This is a genomic window from Kitasatospora sp. NPDC056181 (assembly GCF_042266225.1).
Lineage (GTDB): Bacteria > Actinomycetota > Actinomycetes > Streptomycetales > Streptomycetaceae > Kitasatospora.
In genome coordinates this window covers 1-22,698 of the sequence record NZ_JBHJUK010000071.1, presented here as the reverse complement: position 1 = coordinate 22,698, position 22,698 = coordinate 1, and the positions used below count along the sequence as shown (strand labels likewise).

Annotated in this window: 19 protein-coding genes; 11 read left to right on the top strand and 8 right to left on the bottom strand. The window is 74.5% G+C overall.

Annotated features, from left to right (window positions below; translation table 11 throughout):
* Positions 1-216 precede the first annotated feature (216 nt).
* Both ACFC1F_RS24910 and ACFC1F_RS24905 read left to right on the top strand, forming a co-directional pair.
* On the top strand, positions 217-387 hold the full coding sequence (locus ACFC1F_RS24910; protein WP_376161418.1) for a hypothetical protein: 171 nt from the start codon (positions 217-219) through the stop codon (positions 385-387).
* Complete coding sequence (locus ACFC1F_RS24905) at positions 384-1,112, top strand: (2Fe-2S)-binding protein (RefSeq protein WP_376161416.1); 729 nt, start codon at positions 384-386, stop codon at positions 1,110-1,112. Before ACFC1F_RS24910 ends, ACFC1F_RS24905 begins: the two co-directional genes overlap by 4 nt.
* Positions 1,113-1,692: 580 nt before the next feature.
* Here ACFC1F_RS24905 and ACFC1F_RS24900 read toward each other — a convergent pair.
* Positions 1,693-2,490 (bottom strand): FadR/GntR family transcriptional regulator, encoded by a 798-nt coding sequence (locus ACFC1F_RS24900; protein WP_376161414.1) that lies wholly within the window; start codon positions 2,488-2,490, stop codon positions 1,693-1,695.
* Positions 2,491-2,799: 309 nt separating this feature from the next.
* Between ACFC1F_RS24900 and ACFC1F_RS24895 the strand changes: the two genes are divergently transcribed.
* Both ACFC1F_RS24895 and ACFC1F_RS24890 read left to right on the top strand, forming a co-directional pair.
* Positions 2,800-2,970 carry a hypothetical protein gene (locus ACFC1F_RS24895; RefSeq protein ID WP_376161412.1) on the top strand — a complete coding sequence of 57 codons (171 nt, stop codon included), beginning with the start codon at positions 2,800-2,802 and terminating at the stop codon, positions 2,968-2,970.
* Entirely contained in the window at positions 2,967-4,505 is a 1,539-nt protein-coding gene (locus ACFC1F_RS24890) for a PucR family transcriptional regulator (RefSeq protein WP_376161410.1), read from the top strand. Before ACFC1F_RS24895 ends, ACFC1F_RS24890 begins: the two co-directional genes overlap by 4 nt.
* A 203-nt stretch (positions 4,506-4,708) precedes the next feature.
* On the opposite strand, the gene ACFC1F_RS24885 is transcribed toward ACFC1F_RS24890, so the two are convergent.
* Positions 4,709-5,674, bottom strand: a complete 966-nt coding sequence (locus ACFC1F_RS24885; RefSeq protein WP_376161408.1) for a hypothetical protein — start codon at positions 5,672-5,674, stop codon at positions 4,709-4,711.
* 507 nt (positions 5,675-6,181) lie between these two features.
* On the opposite strand from ACFC1F_RS24885, the gene ACFC1F_RS24880 reads away from it, so the two are divergent.
* The 3 genes from ACFC1F_RS24880 (at position 6,182) to ACFC1F_RS24870 (ending at position 10,217) form a co-directional block, all read left to right on the top strand.
* Positions 6,182-7,717 (top strand): aldehyde dehydrogenase family protein, encoded by a 1,536-nt coding sequence (locus ACFC1F_RS24880; protein ID WP_376161406.1) that lies wholly within the window; start codon positions 6,182-6,184, stop codon positions 7,715-7,717.
* Positions 7,718-7,944: 227 nt separating this feature from the next.
* Positions 7,945-9,048, top strand: coding sequence for a CaiB/BaiF CoA transferase family protein (locus ACFC1F_RS24875; protein WP_376161449.1), 1,104 nt, complete (start codon positions 7,945-7,947; stop codon positions 9,046-9,048).
* The gene (locus ACFC1F_RS24870) at positions 9,045-10,217 is read left to right on the top strand and encodes an acyl-CoA dehydrogenase family protein (protein WP_376161404.1); all 1,173 of its coding nucleotides are present in this window, start codon (positions 9,045-9,047) and stop codon (positions 10,215-10,217) included. The genes ACFC1F_RS24875 and ACFC1F_RS24870 overlap by 4 nt, the downstream gene beginning before the upstream one ends.
* A 112-nt stretch (positions 10,218-10,329) precedes the next feature.
* Here ACFC1F_RS24870 and ACFC1F_RS24865 read toward each other — a convergent pair whose 3' ends face one another.
* The 5 genes from ACFC1F_RS24865 to ACFC1F_RS24845 all read right to left on the bottom strand — a co-directional run bounded on the left by ACFC1F_RS24865 (position 10,330) and on the right by ACFC1F_RS24845 (position 17,212).
* On the bottom strand, positions 10,330-11,448 hold the full coding sequence (locus ACFC1F_RS24865) for a hypothetical protein (RefSeq protein WP_376161402.1): 1,119 nt from the start codon (positions 11,446-11,448) through the stop codon (positions 10,330-10,332).
* Between the two features lie 277 nt (positions 11,449-11,725).
* Positions 11,726-13,348, bottom strand: a complete 1,623-nt coding sequence (locus ACFC1F_RS24860; protein ID WP_376161400.1) for an alpha-amylase family glycosyl hydrolase — start codon at positions 13,346-13,348, stop codon at positions 11,726-11,728.
* A gap of 254 nt (positions 13,349-13,602) precedes the next feature.
* Complete coding sequence (locus ACFC1F_RS24855; protein ID WP_376161399.1) at positions 13,603-14,250, bottom strand: bifunctional 4-hydroxy-2-oxoglutarate aldolase/2-dehydro-3-deoxy-phosphogluconate aldolase; 648 nt, start codon at positions 14,248-14,250, stop codon at positions 13,603-13,605.
* Positions 14,247-15,875 (bottom strand): amidohydrolase family protein, encoded by a 1,629-nt coding sequence (locus ACFC1F_RS24850; RefSeq protein WP_376161397.1) that lies wholly within the window; start codon positions 15,873-15,875, stop codon positions 14,247-14,249. The genes ACFC1F_RS24855 and ACFC1F_RS24850 overlap by 4 nt, the downstream gene beginning before the upstream one ends.
* Complete coding sequence (locus ACFC1F_RS24845; RefSeq protein WP_376161395.1) at positions 15,875-17,212, bottom strand: amino acid deaminase; 1,338 nt, start codon at positions 17,210-17,212, stop codon at positions 15,875-15,877. The genes ACFC1F_RS24850 and ACFC1F_RS24845 overlap by 1 nt, the downstream gene beginning before the upstream one ends.
* A 129-nt stretch (positions 17,213-17,341) precedes the next feature.
* Here ACFC1F_RS24845 and ACFC1F_RS24840 point away from each other — a divergent pair, with 129 nt between their 5' ends.
* The 4 genes from ACFC1F_RS24840 to ACFC1F_RS24825 all read left to right on the top strand — a co-directional run bounded on the left by ACFC1F_RS24840 (position 17,342) and on the right by ACFC1F_RS24825 (position 20,811).
* Positions 17,342-18,616 (top strand): PfkB family carbohydrate kinase, encoded by a 1,275-nt coding sequence (locus tag ACFC1F_RS24840; RefSeq protein WP_376161393.1) that lies wholly within the window; start codon positions 17,342-17,344, stop codon positions 18,614-18,616.
* Positions 18,613-19,356 carry an IclR family transcriptional regulator gene (locus ACFC1F_RS24835; protein ID WP_376161391.1) on the top strand — a complete coding sequence of 248 codons (744 nt, stop codon included), beginning with the start codon at positions 18,613-18,615 and terminating at the stop codon, positions 19,354-19,356. The genes ACFC1F_RS24840 and ACFC1F_RS24835 overlap by 4 nt, the downstream gene beginning before the upstream one ends.
* Positions 19,357-19,497: 141 nt before the next feature.
* Positions 19,498-19,923 carry a RidA family protein gene (locus ACFC1F_RS24830; protein ID WP_376161389.1) on the top strand — a complete coding sequence of 142 codons (426 nt, stop codon included), beginning with the start codon at positions 19,498-19,500 and terminating at the stop codon, positions 19,921-19,923.
* Positions 19,924-20,091: 168 nt separating this feature from the next.
* Positions 20,092-20,811 carry a DUF2470 domain-containing protein gene (locus ACFC1F_RS24825; RefSeq protein WP_376161387.1) on the top strand — a complete coding sequence of 240 codons (720 nt, stop codon included), beginning with the start codon at positions 20,092-20,094 and terminating at the stop codon, positions 20,809-20,811.
* A gap of 89 nt (positions 20,812-20,900) precedes the next feature.
* On the opposite strand, the gene ACFC1F_RS24820 is transcribed toward ACFC1F_RS24825, so the two are convergent.
* Positions 20,901-22,466, bottom strand: a complete 1,566-nt coding sequence (locus ACFC1F_RS24820) for an APC family permease (protein ID WP_376161385.1) — start codon at positions 22,464-22,466, stop codon at positions 20,901-20,903.
* Positions 22,467-22,698: the final 232 nt, after the last annotated feature.

The following is a 22,698-nucleotide window of genomic DNA, read 5'->3' as shown; positions in this document are numbered from 1 at the left end:
TGGCGAGCCGGATCGCCGCCACGACCGCGCCAACAGCCTTGGCCGGACGGGCGCTGCGGCTCGTGCCCAAAATCCGGAGGCATCTCCCGGGAGCCGTCGGCGTACCGATCACGGACTGCCAGGGCGCGGTACCGTTCCCGGGGAGCGCCAACGGCAACTCCACCGTACGGACCGACCGCCCGACCGCCCGCCGACCCGATCCAGAGGAACGCCCGCATGACCGACGTCCGCCCGCCCGCCGGCCGTCCCGCCCGCCATGCGCCACCGGTCGAGAGCGCCCCGCCCGTCCCCGGCAACGGCCGACGGCGGGCCTGCGCAGCGCCCGCCCCCACCGCGGTGCCCGCCCCCACCGTCGCGCCCGCCACCTCCACGTCGGCCGCCCGATGACCGCCGCCGCGCCCGACTACCGCCGACTCGCCGCCGTCGGACCGTACTTCGCGCTGGACGCCGCCACCGCGGGCTCCGACACGCCGCCTGCCGGCTACCGACCGCTGCGCGAGCTCTACGCGGTGGGGCCGGATTCGCCGCTCGCCACACGGGTCCGGGAGGTCGCGCGACGGCTCGGGACCGCCGAACCGCGCGTGGCGGCCTCGATCCTGCACCTCGGGCTGGCCGCCCGGTTCTGCTCGGTGAGCCTCGGCGCGGCCGTCCTGCTGGGCACGGTCCCCGCGTTGGAGCCCGACCGCGCGTACGTACGGGTGCCGGACCAGGGGCCGATCGACCTCTGGACCCCGTACGCGCCCGAACCGGGGAGCGCGCGGGTCGCGGACGACGAGGCCCTCGCCGAGCACCTCCACCGGGCGCTCGTCCAGGGTCAGTTGGCGCCGCTCGGCGCCGCCGTCCGGGCCACCGTGCCGCTGTCGGAGCGGCTGCTCCAGGGCAACGCCGCGTCCGCACTCGCCGGGGCGCTGCGCATGCTCGGGCCCCGCACGACTCCCGGCCGGGCCCAGACGCTGGTCGCACGACTGCTGGACCGGGCGCCGCTGGCCGGCACCGGGACCCTGGACGGCAGCGCCTTCCGGCGGAACAGCTGTTGCCTCTACTACCGCGTCGGCCCGGGCGCGGGCGTCTGCGGCGACTGCTGCTTCACCCGGCCACCCCGCCGTACCTGAACGCCCCACCGCCGCCCGTCCGACGGGGGACCGTCGCCAGGCTGTCCGCGACCCACTCCCCCCCGCCATGAACACCCCACCCACCCCAGCCCCACACCCCAACCAACCGACCCCCTTGCCCAGGAAATACATCCGGTAATAAAGGTCAAGCAGCTGCCCTGGACGACCGCCCGATCCACCGCCGCCGCCGGCACCGGCGCCGCTCCGCCCGACCCACCTTCCGCGACCAGGACGCGGGCGAACGTGCCGACCGGGCCACGACGGGGTGTCGACGGCGGGCACCCGGCCCTCGCCGTTGACGACGGCTGCGTCGCCGGCGAGGGCGCGCAGCGGTGGGACGAACCGCCGTTCCAACCCGGCGAGCAGCACATCGGCGGCGACCACGCCGCCCGCGAAACCGGTCTGTCCGAGGCCCACTGCCAGGGGGCGGGCGAAGCAGAGCCGGTACCGGTTGGTGCCGTGGAGGTCCACGTGCGGCCCGGCCACGCCCCCGCCCACGCCCCGCGCCCCCGCCCCCCGCCCCGCGCGGCGAACGTGCCCGGCCCGTGGATTCGGGCTGCTACCGGTCAGCCGATACCGGTCATGAGCGCTCCGGGAGGAAGGCCGGCGGCGCCGGCCGGGAGGGCCCCGCAGCGTCCGTCAGCTCCAGGTGCCCCCGCACCAGATGGTGCACGCACGCGACGGTGTGCGCCTCCGCCGCCGCCCGGGCGCCGGGCCCGTCCCCGGCGACCACGGCCACCAGGATCTCCCGGTGCTGGTCGGCGAACCGCTCCTGGTCGGGCGCGTAGGGCGCGGGCAACCAGAGCAGCGGCCCGAGTTCGGCCTGCAGGCGGACGGCGAGCTGGGTGAGGCGCACCGACTGGGCGGCGACGGCGAGTTCGATGTGGAAGCGGGCATCGGCGCGGCGCAGCTCGGCGGGTGTGCGAGCGTCCCGCAGCGCGGTGACCAGCCGGGTGAGCCGGTCGGCGAGGTCGGCGGGCGCGCGTTCGGCGGCGAGCCGGGCGGCGGTGCCGGCGACGGCCAACTCCTCGTCCCCCAGGTCGCGCAGCTCGACGGTGCCGAGTTCGCGCAGGCGGGCGAGCTGGAGGCGGTCCGATCCCTCCGCCGGGGTGCGGACGAAGCTGCCGCCGTTGCGGCCGCGCCGGGTCTCGATCAGCCCGGCGTCGCGGAGCAGGGCGAGCGCCTCGCGGAGGGTGCCGTTGGCGACGCCGAGCTGATCGGCGAGATCGTTCTCGCTGGGCAGTTGGTCACCGTCGGCCACCAGGCCGAGGGCGATGGCCTCGGTGATCCGGCGTGCGACGGCGTCGGCCCGGCCGAGGTCGGTGAGTGGGGCGAGGACGGCGCTGAGCAGCGGGGTCGTACTCCCGGTGCTGGTCATGGCGGGCCCTCCCCGATCACCGTCCTGCTGAGTGTTTCCGGCAGGGTACAACGCAAACGGCGGTACGCCCTTGCCGCTGGAAACTCAATCTCGTATGTTTTCCCGCACCCTCACCCCGAGCGTCACGTCACGATCCCAGGAGGCGGTCATGACCGATGCCAGCGCACGTGCCACTCCCCCCACACCCCACCACCCCTCCCGACCGGTGCGGACGCCGACCCCGACCCCGACGCCGACCCCGACGCCGACCCCGACGCCGACCCCGAACGCCTCGCCGCCCTCGGCTGCACCTCCGCGTTCAGGAGCGACATGAACCTCCGGACCGACGTCTCCCTCGGGTTCACCTATCTCTCCCCAGCCGCCGGGGTCTGCACACTCTTCGCGACCTCCCTCGCCACCGCCGGCGCCACAGTCACCGCCAGCACCACCGCTACCGCCAGCACCACCGCCACCAGCGCGATCCGAAGGAGACCACGTTGAGCGTCCCGGTCCGATGGCTCGTGCAGCGGCGCGACCTCGGTCTGCGGGTACTGGCCGGCCAGGGCGACCTGGACCGGCCGGTCACCTGGGCCCACAGCATCGAACTCGCCGATCCGACCCCCTGGTTGAGCGGCGGCGAACTCGTCCTCACCACCGGCCTGCGGCTCCCGCCGGAGGACGCGGACGGCGCCGCCGCGTACGTCCGCCGACTGGCGGCGGCCGGCGTCGCCGCACTCGGCCTCGGCGTCGGCCTCTCCCACCCCCGAGTGCCGCCCGCCCTGGTGGAGAACGCCCGTGCCACCGGCCTGGCCCTGCTCGAAGTCCCGCTCCCCACACCGTTCGTGGCCATCACCAAGGCGTTGATGGAACGGCTCGCCGAGCTCCAGTACGAAGGCGTGGTCCGGGCCTCGCGCAGCCAGCCCCGGATGACCCGGGCAGCGCTGCGCGGCGGAGCCCGTGCCGTGGTCCGCGAACTGGCCTCCGCGGCGGAGGCCGGCGTGCTGCTGCTCACCGACGACGGCCAGCTGCTCGCCGCCCACCCGGCCGAGGCCGCCGACCTGGCCCCTGGTCTGCTCGCCGACACCGGCGAACGGGGACCGGCCGGCATGCTGCGCACCCGGGCGGCGAGCGCGGTCAGCGCCTCACCGCACAGGACGGTGACCGTCCAGCAGGTCCGGCTCGGCCTGCGGCCGCACGGCCGACTGGTGCTGGTCACCGACCACTCCCCCACCCCCGTCGACCACCTGCTGCTCGGCCACGCCGCCTCCCTGCTCGCCCTGGAGGCGGAGAAGCCGCTGCGCCTGCGCGACGAACAGCACCGCGTCCACGGTCTGGTCCTCGGCCTGCTGCTGGACGGCGCGCTCACCCCCGCCGCGGCCCGCGAGCACCTCACCGAGGCCGGGTTCCCGTCCCAGGCCGGCGTCCGGGTGCTCGCGCTGCGCGGCAGTACGCCCCGGCGGGTGCTGGACGCCGCCGCCGAGGACCTCGCCGCCCGCGGGCTGCCACTGTTCGGCGCGGTGCGCGAGGGCTGTGCGGTCGTCCTGCTGCCGGGCGACGACCCGGGCGCCGCACGGGCCCTGGCCGGGGGCGCGGCCGCCCGCCTGCGCCCGCGCCCCTGGGCCGGGCTCTCCGCCGTCCATGCCCCGGCCGACGCTGGGGGCGCCCTGCGCGAGGCGCTCAACGCCGCGGCCCTCGGCCCGGCCCGGAGAGAGGAACTCGTCGACTACGAGTCCCTGGCCGGCCAGGTGCTGATCGCCGATCCGGACACCCGGGCCGTCCTGGCCGGCCTCGCGCAGACCCGGCTCGGCCCGCTCGCCGCCCACGACCGCACCCACGGCAGCGAGTTGCTCCTCTCCCTGCGTACCTTCCTGGAGCACCACGGCCACTGGGAGTCGGCCGCCACCGCACTCGGCATCCACCGCCACACCCTGCGCGGGCGCCTCGACAAGGCTCGCACCCTGCTCGCCGTCGACCTGGACTCCGCGCACGTGCGCGCCGAACTGCTGCTCGCCCTCACCGCCTGGCCGGGGGTCTAGGAGCGCTGCCCGTCGCCAGGGCTGCCAGGGCTTCCGAGGTCGGCATCCCGGTGCCCGGGCGAGGGCTGCCGCGCCGGGGCCGGTGGCCACCGGCGCCGCTCCACGAACCCGCCGGCCCGGGCTGAGCCGCCCGGGCCGGCACCGCTCGCGCCCTCTGGCCGCTGCCCGCTACCCGCTACCCGCTACCCGCTACCCGCTACCCGCTACCGATCCAACGTCGCCAGGAGCAGGTTCGGGTCGGTACGGGTGAAGAAGGCCGCGCTCGGGACGTAGACGGTGTCGCCGCGGACGGCCACCGCGGTCGGGTTGGAGAGACCGTCCTGCTGGGTCAGCACCGTGTGGTGGGTGCCGTCCTCCGCGATGAGGACGGCCTCGCTGGCGGGGTTGAGGGCGGCGATCAGGTTGTCACCGTGGCCGACGAAGGCGAAGTCGTCGAGGCCACCGAGCCCGGTGGCGCGGATCTCGGCCGGGCCGGCGGAGCCGCCGTGCCGGATCGGGATGCGCAGCAGGTTGCCGGTGTCGGTGTTGCCGACCCAGACGGCGTGGTGGTGCACCTTGAGACCGTTGGCGCCGAACCCGCCGGTCGGCTTGAGCAGGGCGTCGTCGGACCAGACCACCGGGTCCCCGCCCTCCACGGGGACGATCCGCACCACGCCGAGGGCCGAGTCGGCCGAGTAGAGCCGGCCTTCGCGCTCGTCGAGGGCGAGGCCGTTGGGGAGGCTGTCGGCGGGGAAGGCGGAGATGCGCTCGGGGGTGCCGCCGGGGCAGAGCCGCCAGATGCCGGTGAGGTCCTCGGTACCGGTGGCGTACGCGAAGTAGAGGGTGCCGTCGTGGGCGCGGACGATGCCGGAGACGACGGCCGCGCCCAGCAGTGGCGTGGCGGGATTCGCGGGAGCGGGGAGGGTGGCGAGGACGGTGAGGTTCCCGGCGGTGTCGACCCGGCCGATCTGGCGTGCGAAGGAGAAGCTGAGGTCGGCGGAGCCGTCGGGTTCGAGCGCGATGTTCTCCGGCTGGAGTCCCTGGGCCAGGTCGAAGTGGGCGATGATCCGCGGCTGGGAGAGCGGCGGTGCCACGGCCACGGCGGGAGTCGCGGCAAGCAGGCCGAGGGCTGTGGAGGCCGCGACGGCCGTGCCGAGCAGGCCGGTGAGGTGGCGGGGAGGGCGGGTCATGGGGGGCTCCTTGAACTCGAAGTCGAACCGCACGTCGAACCGCACGTCGAACCGCGATGCGGCCTCGAAACCGACCTCGAAGCCGGCGGCGGACCTCGAAACCGACCTCGAAACCGGCGGCGGACCTCGAAACCGACCTCGAAACCGGCGGCGGACCTCGAAGCCGAGCCTCGAAACCGGCGTCCCGAAGCAGGCCGCGCCGGACGCGCAGCTGCCAGCAGAGCACGCCCGCCACCGCCGTCATCCGCACCGGACCGCCGTGCCCCGGCAGATCCCCCGGGCGGGCCGCCCCTGTCCGGGTGACCCCTCTCCGGGCGAGTACGCGCCGCCACCGCGTCCGAAGGCACCTCACGAATCGTCCGCCCGACGAAACGTCCAGCCGACCCACCACTTCGCAGGACATCCCGTCCACTGCGTCACCGGCTCCTGCCGCCCAGAATGATCCGCACCCCAGCGGACAGGCCCGGCGGTGAAGCCGGGCGAGCGACAGGGAGAGCCATGGCCCTCATGGAGCAGGGAGCAGGGACGGCGCCCGCCGCCCCACGGGCGAAGCGGCCGAGCCCGCCGGTGGAGCGGCTGCGCCAGTTGGTCGGCGGACGCTGGCGCGCGGGTGGCGGGCGGGAGCTGCTCTCGGTCAACCCGGCACGGCCGAAGGAGGTGGTGGCCACCGGCCGGCTCGCGCAGGCACGGGATCTGGACGATGCGGTGGCAGCGGCCCGCGAGGCCTTCCCCGGGTGGGCGGCGACGCCGCACCACGGCCGTGCCGGCGTCCTGGCGCACGTGGCCGCGCTGCTGGACCGACGGGCCGAGTGGTACGGCGAGGAGCTGGCCCGGGAGGAGGGCAAGACCCGGGCCGAGGGCGTCGGGGAGGTCCGCCGGGCGGCGGAGGTCTTCCGTTACTGCGCGGGTGAGGCGTCACGGCCGGCCGGAGAGGTGTTCGCCTCCCCGCGTCCGGGCGAGCAGATCCAGGTGCTGCACCGGCCGGTCGGCGTGGTCGCGGCGGTGACGCCGTTCAACTTCCCGATCGCCATCCCGGCGTGGAAGATCGCGCCGGCGCTGGGATTCGGCAACACCGTCGTGTGGAAGCCGTCCGGCCTGGTGCCCCTGCTGGCGCAGCGGCTCGCGGAGACCCTGGTCGAGGCCGGACTGCCGCGCGGGGTGCTGGGACTGCTCCACGGGGACGGCGAGTTGGGGGCTCGACTGGCGGGCCACCCGGGGGTGGACGCGGTCACCTTCACCGGCTCGACGGCCGTCGGGCGGGCCCTGATCGCCTCGTGCGGCACGCTGGCCCGACCGGTGCAGACGGAGCTGGGTGGCAAGAACGCGGCGGCCGTGCTCGCGGACGCCGATCTCGGCCTGGCCGCCGCCGAGGTGGTGGCCGGGGCGTTCCGTTCGGCGGGGCAGAAGTGCACGGCGACCTCGCGGCTGGTCGTCGCGGACGCGGTGGCGGACGAGCTGATCGCCCGCGTGGTGGACCGGGCGGCAGCACTGCGGGTCGGCGATCCGCTGGAGCCGTCCACCGACATGGGCCCGGTCGTCTCGCTCCAGGCGCGCGACGAGCTCCAGCACGCGGTGGACGCCGCCGCGGCCCGCCCGGGTGCCGAGGTACTGACGGGCGGCCGCCCGTACGGTGGCCCGCTCGCCTCGGGCGCCTATCTCCCGCCCACGGTCGTCGAGTTGACCGGGGACGAACCGCTCTGGCACGACGACCCGCTCTGGCGCGAGGAGTTGTTCGGCCCGGTCCTGGTCGTCCGCCGCGCGCGGGACGACCGGGAGGCGCTCCGACTCGTCAACGACAGCGCGTTCGGCCTGGCCGCCGCCGTCTTCACGAACGACCTGCACAACGTGGCCGCCGCGATCGACACGTTGGACGTGGGCGTGCTGCACATCAACTCCGAGACGGCGGGCGCCGATCCGCACGTCCCGTTCGGTGGGGCCGGACGGTCCGGCTACGGGCCGAGGGAACAGGGGAGCGCCGCCCGGCAGTTCTTCACCACCACCCGGACGGTGTACGTACGCGCCTCCACCGGGGGTGCCCGGTGAATCCGCAGCACCCCACAGCACCCGAAACCCCGACCACACCGGCAGCCCCGACCACACCGACGGCCCCGACCGCACCGGAAACCCCTACCCCACCGACGTCCCCGACCGGACCGGACACCCCTACCGCACCGACGACCCCGGCCGCACCGGCAGGCCAGGCGGCCCTCCCCCTCGCCGGCGTCCTGGTGGCCGACTTCGGCCGCGTCCTCGCCGCCCCGTACGCCACGATGCTCCTCGCCGACCTGGGCGCGGACGTGGTCAAGGTCGAGCAGCCGGGTACCGGGGACGACACCCGCGCCTGGGGCCCGCCCCACGCACAGGGCGAGGCCACCTACTTCCTCTCCGTCAACCGCAACAAGCGCTCGATCGCCCTCGACCTGCGCGACCCCGCCGACCACGCCCGTGCGGTCGAACTGATCCGCCGGGCCGATGTCTTGGTGGAGAACTTCCGGCCCGGCACGATGGCGAAGCACGGCCTCGGACACCGGGAGGCCCGTGCCCTCAACCCCCGGCTGGTCTACTGCTCGGTGACCGGCTTCGGGCCCGGCGCGGGTGCCGCACTGCCGGGGTACGACCTGCTGGTGCAGGCCGTCGGCGGGCTGATGAGCGTGACCGGCCCGGCGCCGGGCGTGCCGGTGAAGACCGGGGTGGCCCTGGTGGACGTCCTGACCGGACTGCACGCCGCCGTCGGGGTGCTGGCAGCGCTGCGCGAGCGGGACGCCACCGGTGAGGGCCAGCTGGTGGAGGTCAACCTGCTCTCCACGCTGCTCTCCAGCCTGGTCAACCAGTCCGCCGGGTACACCCTGGCCGGCGTGGTGCCGGGCATCCTCGGCAACCGCCATCCGTCGATCGCGCCGTACGAGGTGTTCACCGCCGCCGACCGGCCGCTGGTGATCGCCGTCGGCAACGACCGCCAGTTCGCCTCACTCTGCCGGGGGTTGGAGGCACCGGAGCTCGCCGCCGACGCCCGGTTCGCCACCAACCCCGAGCGTGTCGCGCACATCGACGCGCTGGCCGCCGAACTCACCGACCGTCTCCGGCACCGGACCGCCGCCGAGTGGTTCGCCCTCCTCATGCCGCTCGGCGTGCCGTGCGGACCGGTCAACGACCTGGCCGGAGCCTTCCAACTCGCCGACACCCTGGGCCTGGAGCCGCGCGCCTCCCTGTCCGGCCCGGACGGCGAACCGCTCGACCTGGTCGCCAACCCGATCGGCCTCTCCCGCACGCCCCCGCGCTACGAGCGCCGCCCGCCGGCACTCGGCGAACACACCGCCGAGCTCAGCGCCTGGCTGGACGACCGGCTCCCCCACCGAAACGAGGAATCCCGATGACCAAGCCCCTTGCCGACCCGCTCGACCTGATCGACTTCTCCTCCCTCCTCACCGACGAGGAGCGCGAGATCCAGGGCACCGTCGCCCGGTTCCTCGCCGACCGGGTCCGCCCGCACCTCGGCGAGTGGTTCGAGAACGCCCACTTCGCCCGCGAACTCGCCCCCGAACTGGGTGCCTTGGGCCTGCTCGGGATGCACCTGGACGGCTACGGCTGCGCCGGCACCAACGCCGTCTCGTACGGGCTGGCCTGCCTGGAACTGGAGGCCGCCGACTCCGGCTTCCGCAGCTTCGTCTCGGTCCAGGGCTCGCTGTCGATGTACTCCATCCGGAGGTGGGGCTCGGAGGAACAGAAGCAGCAGTGGCTTCCGCAACTGGCGGCCGGCACCGCGATCGGCTGCTTCGGCCTCACCGAACCGGACTTCGGCAGCAACCCGGCCGGGATGCGTACCCGCGCGGTGCGCGACGGCGACGACTGGGTGCTCAACGGTTCCAAGATGTGGATCACCAACGGCGGCATCGCCGACGTCGCCACCGTCTGGGCCGCCACCGAGAACGGCGTGCGCGGCTTCCTCGTCCCGCGCGGCACCCCCGGTTTCACCACGCGCGACATCAAGCAGAAGATGTCCCTGCGCGCCTCCGTCACGTCCGAACTCCATCTGGACGACGTCCGGTTGCCGGCCGACGCCCGGCTGCCGGAGGCCGAGGGGCTGCGCGGTCCGCTCTCCTGCCTGAACGAGGCCCGGTTCGGCATCCTGTTCGGCGTGGTCGGCGCCGCCCGGGACTCGCTCCAGGCCGCCCTCGGGTACGCCGATTCGCGGATCCAGTTCGACCGGCCGATCAGCGGGTTTCAGCTCACCCAGCGGAAGTTGGCCGACATGGCGGTCGCGCTCGGGAACTCCGCACTGCTCGCCGTCCACCTCGGCCGCCTGAAGGACGGGGGCCGGATCCGGCCCGAGCAGATCAGCGTCGGCAAGCTCAACAACGTGCGCGAGGCACTGTCCATCGCCCGCGAGTGCCGGACGATCCTCGGCGCCAACGGGATCTCCCTGGAGTACTCGCCGTTCCGGCACGCCAACAACCTGGAGTCGGTGCTCACCTACGAGGGAACCAGCGAGATCCACACCCTGGTCATCGGCCAGGCGCTCACCGGGCAGGCCGCGTACAAGTAGCAGTAGTAGTACTGCGGGCCGCGCCCGGCCTGTCCGGGGCCGGCGCGGCCCGCCGGTTTCCACCCGGCGCCGATGCCCTTAGCGCCGGGTGGAGCTCTCGCCGGGAGGGCGGTCAGACCGCGACCGCCTCCTCCATCTCCTCCTCGGCCATCTCCCCCTCGGCCGTCTCCCCCTCGGCCGACTCGTCCCCGGCCGTCTCCTCCCCGGCCTCGACCGCGCCCTTCCGCCGCAGCGCCGCCCGCCCGCGGTTCTCGTGGAGGGCCGCACCGGCCATCACCGCGCCGCCGAGCAGCAGCCAGAGCACCAAGGTCAGCACGTGCCGGCCGAGGCCGGCGCCGCCGTCGAAGTAGAGGATGCTGCGCGCGCCCTCCATGAATCCGGCGCCCGTCCAGAAGGAGTGCAGGCCGCCGAAGAACCCGTTCTGCAGGTCGGGCCGGTAGATGCCACCGGAGGTGGTGAAGTTCAGCATCACGAACAGCACCATCATCGCCAGCGTGGTCCACCGCTTGAGGAAGGTGTGCAGGCCGATGCCGACCGCGATGATGCCCGCCGAGTAGAGCCAGCCGAGGGCCCAGACGGCGGCCTGATGGTGGTCGACGACGTGGAAGACCGGCCCGGCGGTGACGATCCCGATCACGCTCACCACGAGCGAGACGGCCAGGCCGACCAGTGCCCGGATCTGCATGCCCAGCGCCGCACCGGCCGCGCCGATCACGGCGACGCTCGCGTAGGAACCGATGCTGAGGGCGACCAGCAGGAAGAACAGGCCCTGCCCGGTCGGGTCGCCCTTGCTCAGGGTGGTGAGGTTGGTGACGTGCAACGGCACGCCCTGCTTGTCGGTGACGTTCTGGAACACCGCCTCCGCCGCCATCGCGGAGGTGTCGGAGCCGCCCTTGGCCACGATCAGCTCGGGGCTCCTGGCGTCCGGCAGGAACGCGCCGACCAGTTCGCGCTCGCGCAGCTGCTGCTCGGCGGCGTCACGACTGGGCAGCGTGCTGACGTCGAGCGCCGGGCCCGCCTTGGCCCGGACGGCGTCCGCAAGGCCCTGCGCCTGCGGGGTGGTGCCGACGACGGCGACCTTCAGGTGGTTGGGCTCGGGCTGGTGGAAGGCGCCCTGGTAGGCGAGGGCCATCCCGAGGCACATCAGCAGCGGGGTGATCAGGTGGATGGCGAGGTGCTTGAGCGAGTGCCCCAGGGCGGGCGCTGCGGCGGTGGTCCGGGGTGTGCTCATGGCGTTCGTTCCGTCCTCCGGTACTGGATCCCAAAAGAGTGGTAAATGCAACTATCTAGATGCAGTGTACAACCAGTTCGAACCCGGAGAGAACCACGGGGAGCCACAGGAACCAGAGGAGGCCGCAACCGCCACATCGCCGTCAGCCCGGGGCGGCACCAGGACGCCGTCAGCCCGGGACAGGAGCCCGCCGGGACATCGTCAGCCCACGACGGGCCCCAGGGCGCCGTCACCCTCGAACGGCATCACCCTCGAACGGCATCACCCCGGAACGGCATCACCCCAGCTCGAACACCCCGTACGAGAAGCCCTCCGCCCGCAGCTCCCCGTCCGTCACCCGCACCCCGTGCACCTCCAGCGGCCGCGCGACGACCGGCCCGGCCCCCGCCGCACCCGGCCCGAGCAGCGCCGCGGGCGGCCCGAGCGGTACCGTGCCCGGCTCCCGCCGCGGGTTGACGGCCACCAGGTACCGGCCCGCCCGGGTGTACACCAGCGGATACCCGGCGTGCCGGACGTCCACCGCGCCCTCGGCCCCCAGCCCCGGGTGGGCCCGGCGCAGCGCGATGAGACGGCGGACGGTGTGCAGCAGCGAGGTCGGGTCGGCCCGCTGGGTGGCGACGTCGGGGCGGTGCGGGTCGGGGTCGACGGGCAGGTACAGCCGCTCGGCCGGGGCGCCGGAGAAACCGGCGTTCGGCCCGGGCGCCCACTGCATCGGGGTGCGCGAGCCGGCCCGGTTGTAGTGCGGGCCGAGCACGCTGCCCTCGACGTCGGGCAGGCCCGGCACGTACCGCATGCCGATCTCGTCGCCGTAGTAGACGGCGGGCAGGGTGGGCCAGGTGAACAGGAGGGCGAAGGCGGGGGCGAGCTGCTCGGCGGTGCGCGGGCCGGTGGCCAGCCGGGAGAAGTCGTGGTTGGCGGTGGGGAGGGCGATGTACCCGGCGCCCTCGGTGAGTTCGGCGGCGGAGCGCCAGGCGTCCAGGAAGACCTGCGGGGTGCCGCGGCCCTCGGCCTCGAAGTAGCAGGGACCCTGCTTCCAGTACTCCTCCACCGTGCCGGCGTTGTTGTTCCAGAGCGAGCGCAGCGGCAGGCCGTGGTCGGCGCCGCCGAACTGGAGGAAGAAGTCGGCGTGGAAGCCGGCCGCGACGGCGGTCGCCGGGTCACCCCACTCGGCGAACAGGGCGGCCTGCGGGTGGGCGCGGTCGAGCCAGTCGCGCAGCCCGGTCCAGAGCTTGGCCGTCTCGGTGAACCCCGGATCGTCCTTGACCAGCGAGGAGGCCATGTCCACGCGGAAGCCGGCCACGCCGAGGCCGAGCCAGTGCGCCATGATCTCGCGCAGTGCGGCGCGGTTGGCGCGCGGGCCTTCGGCGTCGACCGGCTGGCGCCAGGGCTGGTCGGAACGGGTGCGCGCATAGCCGAAGTTGAGCGCGGGCTGGCAGTCGAAGAAGTTCGGCCGGTACCAGCCGGGCCGGCTGCCGGGCGAGGCGACGAAGCCGTCGGCCGGGCGGTCGGACCAGATGTAGCGGTGGTCGGACGGGTCCTCGGCGGCGGCCACGAACCACGGGTGGCGGTCGGAGGTGTGGCCGGCGACCAGGTCGAGGAGGAGCCGGATGCCCCGGCGGCCCGCGGCCTCGACGAGCGCCGCGAAGTCCTCGGTGGCGCCGTAGCGCGGAGCGGGCGCGAGGTAGTCGCTGATGTCGTAGCCGGCGTCGCGGAACGGCGAGGCGAAACAGGGGTTGAGCCAGACCGTGTCGACGCCGAGCCAGGCGAGGTGGTCGAGGTGCTCGGCGATGCCCGCGAAGTCCCCGACGCCGTCGCCGTCGGAGTCGGCGAACGTCTGCGGGTAGATCTGGTAGAGGACTGCGTCGGCGAGCCAGTCGGGGCCGGGGCGGGTCGAGGTCATGGGATGGATCCTCCTGCCGGGTACCGGGGGCCGGGGCCACCGATTCTCGTCCAATCCCGGCCGTCCCGACAGCCCACGTACCCACTCGGGCCCGACCCGCCGGCCCTGCCGCACGGCGCCCAACCACCGACCACCGCACCCGACACCCAACCGCCGACCACCGCACCCGGCCGACCACCGACCACCGCCCGCCGCACCCGGCCGCCCGGCCGCCCAGCCGCCGCCCAGCCGCCGCCCGGCCGGGCCGACCACCGTCAGCCCCGCGCCCCGCACGCCTCGGTGAACGCCTTCGCCCGGCGGGTGATCTCGGCCCAGTCGCCGGCCGCCACGACGTCCGGCGCCACCACGTCCGTCCCGGCGCACACCGCGGCCGCGCCGTGCGCCAGGAACTCACCGGCGTTGCCCGCGTTGACGCCGCCGGAGGCGACCAGCGGGACGTCCGGGTACGGGCCGCGGAGGTCCTTGAAGTAACCAGGGCCGAACGCCCGGGCCGGGAAGATCTTGACCGCGGCGGCGCCGAGTTCGGTGGCCTGGAGCACCTCGGTCGGCGTGAGCGCGCCGAGCACCACGGGCATCCTGGCGGCGTGCGCGCACTCCGCCACCTCGGGCCGGAGCCCGGGGGTGACCAGGAACGAGGCACCGACGGCGAGCGCCCGCTCGGCCTGCTCCGCCGTCAGCACGGTGCCGACCCCGACCCGCCAGCCCTTCCGCGCGGCACGTTGCAGATGGTCCGTCACATCCGGTGTGGTGTAGGTGAATTCGGTCAGGTTGATGCCCCCCTCGGCGAGCGCGGCACAGAGCGCGACCGCATCCGGTATGCGGGGGGCGCGGACCACCGCGATGACGGGCGAGGAGGCCAGCACGGCGCGCATGCGGGCAAGGACGGAAGGCGTGGGGTTCATGCGGCTCGGGTCCCTCGATCGGTTCGGCGCAGGGCGCGCCCGGGCCGGGCGCCCGTGGTTCGGCCCTGCCGGACGACGGCGGTGCCGTTGACGTAGACGTGCTCGATGCCTGCGGCGGGCCGCCGGGGTTGTTCGAAGGTGGCGGTGTCGCGGACCGTTGCGGGGTCGAAGAGCACCAGGTCGGCGTGGTGGCCGGGGGCGATCAGGCCGCGCCGGTCAAGCCCGAGCCGGGCGGCGGGACGGCCGGTCATCCGGGCGACCGCCTCCTCCAGCGTGAGCACACCCGACTCCCGGCTGTAGCGCGCCAGATACCGGGGGAAGGTGCCCCAGGCGCGGGGGTGCGGCCGGGCGCCGACCAGCAGGCCGTCGCTGCCGACGGTGTGCGCGCGGTGGCGCATGATCGCCCGGACGTTCTCCTCGTGGCCGACGTGCTGGAGGATGGTGGTGGCCAGTTCGTCCCGGCGCAGCAGGTCGAGGAAGACCTCCGTCCCGCTCCGGCCCTGCTCGGCGGCGAGTTCGGCGACGGTCCGCCCGACGGCACCCGCCAGCGCGGGGTCCCGGACGCCGGAGAGCTGGATGGTCGCCCAGTCGGTGACGACCCCGTGGCAGCCGTCGCTGCCCTTCTCCTCCACCTCGTACCGGATGCGCTCGCACGCGTCCGCCTCACCGAGCCGGGCCAGGGTCGCCTGCGGGCCGCCCTCGGTGGCCCAGCCGGGCAGCAGGGCGGCCAGGGTGGTGGACCCGGGCAGGTACGGGTAGCTGTCCAGGGTGAGGTCGACGCCGTCGGCGAGTGCCCGGTCGACCAGGTCGAGCAGTTCGCCGGCCCGCCCCTGGTTGACGCCGAAGTTCATGGTGGCGTGGGTCAGGTGGACCGGGCAGCCGGACCGCCGGGCGATCTCCACCATTTCGGCGTAGCCCTCCAACGCCCCCGCCCCGTAGGAGCGTTGGTGCGGCGCGTGGAAGCCGCCGTACTGCGCGACCACCCGGCAGAGCTCGACCAGTTCGGCGGTTCCGGCGTACATCCCCGGCGTGTAGGTGAGGCCGCTCGACATCCCGACCGCGCCCTGCCGCAGCCCCTCCGCCAACAGTGCGCGCATCCGGTCGAGTTCGGCCGGTCGCGGCGCCCGGTTCTCCCAGCCCACGGCGAGCATCCGCAGCGAGCCGTGCGGGACCAGGTAGCAGGCGTTGACCCCGACGCCCGTCCGGTCGAGACGGTCCAGGTACTCCCCGACCGTGCGCCAGTCCCAGTCGAAACCCTCCGGGTCCCCGTTCCAGCCGGCGATCTGGCGGCGCAGCGCGGGCAGCGTGGTGTCGTCGACCGGCGCGTACGACAGGCCGTCCTGGCCGAGGACCTCGCAGGTGACGCCCTGGGTGACCTTGGCCGGGTGCTCGGGTTCGAGCAGCAGGGCGAGGTCGGAGTGGGCGTGCATGTCGATGAACCCGGGGGCCAGCACCAACCCGTCGGCGTCCACCTCCCGTACGGCGCCGAGGCCTCGGCCGATCCCGGTGATCAGCCCGCGGTCGACCCGGACGTCGGCCCGGTACCGGTCGGCGCCGGTGCCGTCGACGACGGTGGCGCCCTTGAACACGAGCGGGCCGGCGTCCGCCGGAGGGCCGGCCTCCATCAGAAGAACGTCCTGACCAGGCCGGTGACCTTCGGCTCGGCCGCGGAGGCGTCGTCCAGCACCGGGATCAGCGTCCACTTGTCGAAGGCGGTGCAGGGGTGCGAGATGCCGAGACGCAGCACGGCGCCGACCGGGGCGAGGTCGCCGGCGTCGCGGAGGAAGGCGTGCTGGTCGTTGAGGGCGGTGATCCGGGCCGCCGTACCGGTCAGATCGGCGCCGCCCCGGACCAGTTGCGGCTCGGGCATGCCCTCGTCGAACGGCAGGTCGCGCTTGCCGGCGTCCAGCAGGGCGAGTTGCGGCTCCGGCCGGGAGACCACCTGGGCCCAGCCGTGCAGCGCGCCGCGGAACGGCGCGTCGCCCGCGCCGCGTACGAGCGGCGAGATCCCGCGGTAGAAGCCGTCGTCGTGGGCGATGTACGCGCCCGAGCGGAGGACCACGAAGGCGTCCGGGAGGGCGTTCAGCTCCTCCGTCACCAGGTCGAAGTAGGCGCTGCCGCCGGCGGTGACCAGCGGCGCGGCGGCGTCGGAGTAGGCGGTGGCGAGCCGCCGGTGCAGCTCGGCGAGGTCCCGCAGGTAGCCGCGGACGGTCGCCAGCCCTTCCGCGCCGGCGTCGTGGGCCAGCGCGCCCTCGTACCCGCCGATGCCGGCCAGCCGCAGGGTGGGCGCGCGCAGCACCGCGGCGGCGACCTCGACCGCCGCGTCGACGCCCCGGGCGCCGGTGCGCCCGCCGGGGCCGCCGAGTTCGACCAGCACCTCGACCGGGCGTTCGGCGCCGGCCGCCCGCAGCGCCTCGTCCATCAGCCGGACGCTCTCGGCGGAGTCGACCCAGGAGACGAAGGCGAACGCGGGGTCGGCGGTCAGTTCGGCGGCGAGCCAGCCGAGCCCGGCCGGGTCGAGCAGGGTGTTGGCGAGCAGGATCCGCTGCACGCCGAACGCCCGCGCGACGCGGACCTGCGGCAGGTTGGCCAGCGTGATGCCGTGGCTGCCGGCGTCGAGCTGCGCCTGCCAGAGCGCCGGCGCCATCGTCGTCTTGCCGTGCGGGGCGAGGGCGACGCCGGCCTTGGCGCACCAGTCGGCCATGGTCCGGACGTTGTGGCCGACGGCGGCGGCGTCCAGGGTCAGCAGCGGGGTGCCGAGCCCCGCGAGGGTGGGCCCGGTGGCGAGGTAGTCGCGGGCGCTGAGGCCCCAGGCGGCGGGCGGCAGCGCCTTGAACCGCCAGTCGAGCACCTCGTCGGCGAGGGCCGCCACCTTGCCGGTGTCGATCGCCGGCCCGGTGCCGGCGCTCGCGAAGGTGCCGGCGGCTGCGCCTGCGTTGGTCTGGTCCACGGTCCGGTCCACGATCTTCCTCCATCTGCCAGGTTGCAACATGTGCAATGAGGGTTGCACATGCTGGCGTCACGGTTCTAGCATCGGCGCCGGACCAAGGTCAACGGAACGGCCGGCCGCAGCACGCGAGGAGCCCAGCAGATGCCCCGACAGGACACCGCCGCGAGCTCGGGCACCGCACAGCCCACACCTGCGACGGCGGTCTGTGTCGGCGAGTCGATGGCGGTGCTGCTGCCGGACCGGCCGGGCCCGCTGGAATCGGTGGAGAACTTCCGGCTCTCGGTCGGCGGCGCCGAGTCCAACGTGGCGGGCGCGCTGGCCGCCCTCGGCGTGCCGAGCGCGTGGATCAGCCGGGTCGGCGACGACGGCTTCGGCCGCCGCCTGCTCGCCGACGTCGCCGCCCGCGGGGTGGACGTCTCCGCGGTCGCCGTCGACCCGCACCGCCCGACCGGCCTCTACCTCAAGGAGGTCGGCGGCAGCACGGGCCGCCACCACGACCTCGGGCCCGGGCGCAGCCGGCTGCACTACCACCGCCGCGGCTCGGCCGCCGCCGCGCTCTCCCCCGCCCTGCTGGCGGACCCGTCCGCCGCCCGGCTGCTGGCCGGCGCCCGGCTGCTGCACCTGTCCGGCATCACCGCCGCCCTCTCCGACGACTGCCTGGCCCTGCTGCGCGCCCTGCTCGCCGAGCGCCGCCCGGGCCGGCTGGTCAGCTTCGACCTCAACTGGCGCCCGGCCCTCTGGCGCGACCGCGATCCGGCCGTGCTGCCGCCGCTGCTGGACGCCGCCGACGTGCTGCTGCTCGGGGCCGACGAGGCGCAGGCCGCCTTCGGCACCGGCGACCCGCAGGCGCTGCGCCGCCGCTTCCCCTCCCCGGCGACCGTGGTGGTCAAGGACGCCGCCCGGGTGGTCACCGCGCTGGAGCGGGACGGCACGGCCGTCAGCGAACCGGCCCTGGCCGTCGAGGTGGTCGAGGCGACCGGCGCGGGCGACGCCTTCGCGGCCGGCTACCTGGCGGGCACCCTGCGCGGCCTGGACCAGCGCCGTCGGCTGCGGCTCGGCCACCTCAGCGCCGCCTGCGCGCTGACCGCCCACGGCGACCAGGCCGAGCTGCCCCCGGCGCCCGCGGTCGACGCCCTGCTGGCGGCCTCCGCCGAGGACTGGGCGGCGACCCGCGTGTCGGCGGACGGCATCGTGTCCCCCGCCCTGCCGGCCATCGCGGTCCTCTCGGCGACCGCACCCCTGCCGGCGGGAGGCGGCCCGTCGGCGACGGAGTCCCTGCCGGCGACAGCAGCAGCCCTGTCGACGACGGCAGCGACTCAGCCGACAATCGCGGGCCCGGCGGCGGGCACCGCCGCACGCCCCCGCCCGGCCACCGACCCTCGACCGGCCCCCTCCCCGGCCCTTGGAGCACCATGAGCCAGACCGTCACCCGCGCCCTGCGCATCCTCGCCGAGCTCGGCGAGGGCGAGCGCTCCCTGGACCAGCTCGCCGAGGTGCTCGGCGTGCACAAGACCACGGTGCTGCGGCTGCTCCAGAGCCTCGAAGAGGAACGTTTCGTCTACCGCGACCCGGCGTACCGCTACCACCTGGGCGCCGGCCTCTTCGCCCTCTCCGGTCTCGCCCTGGAACAGCGCGGCATCCGCCGGATCGCCGCCCCGCACCTGGCCGAGCTGAACGCCGCCACCGGCCAGACCGTGCACCTGGCCGCGTACGAGGGCGGCGAGGTGGTCTACATCGACAAGTACGACTCGCGCCACCCGGTGCGCATGTACTCGCGGATCGGCCTGCGCGCGGCGCTGCACAGCGCGGCGGTCTCCAAGGTGCTGCTGGCCGACCTGCCGGTGCCCGAGCGGCGCCGCGTGGTGGCCGGCATCGACTTCACCCCGCACACCGCCCGGACGCTGACCACCCCCGAGGCCCTGCTGGCCGAGCTGGAGAAGGTCGCCGTCCAGGGCTGGGCGCAGGACCACGCCGAGCACGAGGCGTTCATCAACTGCGTCGCCGCGCCGATTCTGGACGCCGGCGGGCGCGTCGTCGCGGCCGCCTCGATCTCCGTCCCGGACATCGTCCTCCCCTACGAACAGGTGCTGGAGCTGCTGCCGCAGCTGCTCGCCACCACCCGCGCCGTCTCCGCCGACTGCGGGCAGACGCCGTAGCACCCGCCGGACGCCCTGGTGCCGGACACGCCCCCGGCCGGCCCCCGACCGGCTGCGGACCGGGAGCCCCGGTCAGCCCCGGTACCCGTCCCCGCCTGACACCCGCCCCGACAAGGGCGACGCACGAGCGATAGGAAACGCATGAGCGAGCACCCCGACCTCCACCAGAAGACCGAGATCCGCACCGACGGCGCCCCCGCCCCGGCCTGGATGTTCTCCCAGGGCGTCCGGAAGGGCCCGATCCTCCAGGTCTCCGGCCAGGGTCCGCAGGACCCGGCAACCGGCGAGTACCTCCACCGCGGCGACGTGAAGGCGCAGACCCGGCGGACGCTGGAGAACGTCAAGGCGATCGTCGAGGCCGGCGGCGCCACCGTCGAGGACGTGGTGATGTTCCGCGTCTACCTCGCCAAGCGGGCCGACTTCCCGCTGATGAACGAGGTCTACGCCGAGTTCATCGCGGAGAACATCAAGCCGGGCGGCGTGAAGCCCTGCCGCACCACGGTCTTCGTCGAGCTGCCGCAGGAGCCGATGCTGGTCGAGATCGACGCGCAGGCCGTGATCGGCTGACCGCCCGCGCACCCGCGGAGGGCCCGGACGGCCGACCGTCCGGGCCCTCCCGCGTCCGGCGCCGCCCGGCACCGCGCCACGACGGACCCCCTCCGGAATCCCGCCCTCACCTTGCCCTCACCCGGCAAACTCATTAGGTTAGGCTCACCTAACTCACTGGAGGTCGCCATGAGTCCCGTCCCCGCCGACGTCGAGGTCTCCGAGCCCACCGCCGCCGAACGGGTCTGCAGCCTGCTCGACGCCACCTCCTCGGTGGTGATCCGCGCCTGCGGCGAGCACCACGACCTCGACACCCCGGTCGCGGTGCACGGGTCCCGGCTGCGCCTGAACGCCCCGCTCGACTCGCCGCTCACCCTCGCGGCGACCGGCGAGCCGGACGGCCTCGCCGTCGTGCTGGACCTCACCGACGTCGCCCCGGTCGCCGTCCGCGACCGGGTCCGCGGACGCCTCACCCTGGCCGGCCGCCTCCGCCTCGCCCACCTTGCCGACGACGGCGTCAGCGTCCACCTGCACCTGGACGTCGCCCACGCCGTCCTCGCCACCCCGTACGGCACCAGCGCGCTCACCGGCGCCGACCTCGCCCTCGCCTCCCCCGACCCGCTCGCCCGCCTCGAGGCCGACCTGCTCACCCATCTCGCGGACGACCACCGCGACGCGATCGCCGTGCTGACCCGGCTGCTCGACCCCCAACTCCTCGCCGGGCGGCCGAAGATCCGCCCGCTCGCGCTCGACCGGTACGGCCTCGTGCTCCGCCTGGACCACCCGGACGGCCATCGCGACGTCCGCCTGGTCTTCGCCGAACCCGCCCGCGACGCCGAGGAGTTCGGGCACCGGGTGCACCAGCTGCTGACCGCCGCGCACAGCGGGCTGCCCGCCCACCGGTTCTGAACGGACGGGCGGGCAGCCGCTACTGACGGCCCATCAGGCACGGCGGGTCTGCGACAGCGGACCGGAAGCCGTGAACCGGAGAACGCCGATCAGACGCCGACGGGGGCCTGCGGACGCTCCCCGGTGTCCTCCAGGATGATCCGCCCCATCCGGGCGTACCGTTCCGGCCGCCGGCTCCTCATGTAGAGCGCCAGCCCGATCCCGCCCACGAACGTGCCGATCACCAGGTACGGGATCAGCCGGAAGAGCAGCGTGTCGGCGGCGGCCCCGGCCGCGGTGTCCTTGTTGATCACCAGCAGCACCACCACGCCCGCCATCGCCACCCCGCCGACCACCGGCGCGACCAGCGTCCGGAGCCAGTGCCTGGTCTCCGGGTGCTTCCCCTGTACGTGGAAGTACCCGACCACGGCGAACGAGCAGAGCGTCTGCACGATCAGGATCGCCATCGTCCCGAGCAGCGCCAGCAGCGTGTACAGGTGCACGTACGGGTCCATCCCGGCCGCCAGGAAGGCCAGGACCAGCCCGACCGCGATCACCGACTGGACCAGCGAGGCGATGTACGGCGAACCGTGCCGCGGGTGGGTGCGGCCCAGTGCCGGGTGGATGAACCCCTCCCGGCCGATGGCGTACAGGTACCGGGAGGCGCACTGGTGGAAGGCCATCGCACAGGCGAAGGACCCGGTCACCACCAGCCACTGGAAGACCTTCACCGCCCAGGCGCCGAGGTGCGCTCCCAGCGGGTCGAAGAAGAGGTTGTTGCCGTCCTTGCCCGGCACCAGCCCGTTGGCGACGTCCACCGCGTGGCCGACCCCGTTGCCGGCCACGATCATCCACGACACGAAGACGTAGAACAGGCCCACCCCGACCACCGAGATCAGCGTCGCCCGCGGCACCACCCGCTTGGGGTCGCGGGACTCCTCGCCGTACATCGCGGTCGACTCGAAGCCCACCCAGGACCAGAACGCGAAGAACAGCCCGAGGCCGGCCGCCGCGGCGCCCGAACCGCCCACCCCGTGGAAGGCGTTCAGCGGGTTGACCGCCTCGGCGGCGAAGCCGTCCGGCCCGCCGCCGGTGAACAGCACCGCCAGCGAGACGGCGCTCAGCACGGTGATCTCCAGCACCAGTGCGACGCCGAGCACCCGGGCGGTCAGGTGCAGGTCGAACCAGGCCATCACCGCGATGGCCAGCAGCCCGAACAGCGCGTACCAGCCCCAGCCCGCGTCCAGGCCCAGCTGCGACTTCACCAGTCCGCGCAGCGAGTACGCGAAGAAGCCGATGATCGATGCCTCGAAGACGACGTACGCGAGCACCGCCAGCAGCCCCGAGGCCATCCCGGCGACCCGGCCCAGCCCGTGCGAGATGTACCCGTAGAACGCGCCGGCCGCGGTGATGTGCCGCGCCATCGCCACGTACCCCACCGAGAACACGGTGAGCACCAGCGTCGCGAAGATGTACGCGGCGGGGGCTCCCACGCCGTTCCCCTGGCCGACGATGATCGGCAGGTTGCCGGTCATCGCGGTGATCGGGGCGGCGGTGGCGATCGCCATGAAGACGACGCCCACCAGCCCGACCGAGTCCGCCTTCAGGCGGTTGACCGCACCGCCGCCTCTTCCGTCCGCGTCCGCACCCGCCGCGTCCCCGCTCTGGATGGCCATCCGGCCCCCTTCACCCGCCGTGCCCCTGCCGCCCGCCTGACCGGTCGGACGATGACTGCCCGACAGCATCGGGGCCCGGTGAACACGCCCGCAACGGACAGGTAGTCAGGTAACACGGGTCGGAAGTTGACGCCTTGTTCGGTTCGGAGCCCGCCGTGTTCGAACGGTTTCGGCCCCGGAGCACCCCGAACACCCCCCGGAACAACGGCGGCCGGCCCGGCTCGCGAAGGAG

Coding starts and splice junctions, on each gene's coding strand:
- ACFC1F_RS24910 (WP_376161418.1), top strand. CDS start 217: ATGACCGACGTCCGCCCGCCCGCCGGCCGTCCCGCCCGCCATGCGCCA.
- ACFC1F_RS24905 (WP_376161416.1), top strand. CDS start 384: ATGACCGCCGCCGCGCCCGACTACCGCCGACTCGCCGCCGTCGGACCG.
- ACFC1F_RS24900 (WP_376161414.1), bottom strand. CDS start 2,490: ATGACCAGCACCGGGAGTACGACCCCGCTGCTCAGCGCCGTCCTCGCC.
- ACFC1F_RS24895 (WP_376161412.1), top strand. CDS start 2,800: ATGAACCTCCGGACCGACGTCTCCCTCGGGTTCACCTATCTCTCCCCA.
- ACFC1F_RS24885 (WP_376161408.1), bottom strand. CDS start 5,674: ATGACCCGCCCTCCCCGCCACCTCACCGGCCTGCTCGGCACGGCCGTC.
- ACFC1F_RS24880 (WP_376161406.1), top strand. CDS start 6,182: ATGGAGCAGGGAGCAGGGACGGCGCCCGCCGCCCCACGGGCGAAGCGG.
- ACFC1F_RS24875 (WP_376161449.1), top strand. CDS start 7,945: ATGCTCCTCGCCGACCTGGGCGCGGACGTGGTCAAGGTCGAGCAGCCG.
- ACFC1F_RS24870 (WP_376161404.1), top strand. CDS start 9,045: ATGACCAAGCCCCTTGCCGACCCGCTCGACCTGATCGACTTCTCCTCC.
- ACFC1F_RS24865 (WP_376161402.1), bottom strand. CDS start 11,448: ATGAGCACACCCCGGACCACCGCCGCAGCGCCCGCCCTGGGGCACTCG.
- ACFC1F_RS24860 (WP_376161400.1), bottom strand. CDS start 13,348: ATGACCTCGACCCGCCCCGGCCCCGACTGGCTCGCCGACGCAGTCCTC.
- ACFC1F_RS24855 (WP_376161399.1), bottom strand. CDS start 14,250: ATGAACCCCACGCCTTCCGTCCTTGCCCGCATGCGCGCCGTGCTGGCC.
- ACFC1F_RS24850 (WP_376161397.1), bottom strand. CDS start 15,875: ATGGAGGCCGGCCCTCCGGCGGACGCCGGCCCGCTCGTGTTCAAGGGC.
- ACFC1F_RS24840 (WP_376161393.1), top strand. CDS start 17,342: ATGCCCCGACAGGACACCGCCGCGAGCTCGGGCACCGCACAGCCCACA.
- ACFC1F_RS24835 (WP_376161391.1), top strand. CDS start 18,613: ATGAGCCAGACCGTCACCCGCGCCCTGCGCATCCTCGCCGAGCTCGGC.
- ACFC1F_RS24830 (WP_376161389.1), top strand. CDS start 19,498: ATGAGCGAGCACCCCGACCTCCACCAGAAGACCGAGATCCGCACCGAC.
- ACFC1F_RS24825 (WP_376161387.1), top strand. CDS start 20,092: ATGAGTCCCGTCCCCGCCGACGTCGAGGTCTCCGAGCCCACCGCCGCC.
- ACFC1F_RS24820 (WP_376161385.1), bottom strand. CDS start 22,466: ATGGCCATCCAGAGCGGGGACGCGGCGGGTGCGGACGCGGACGGAAGA.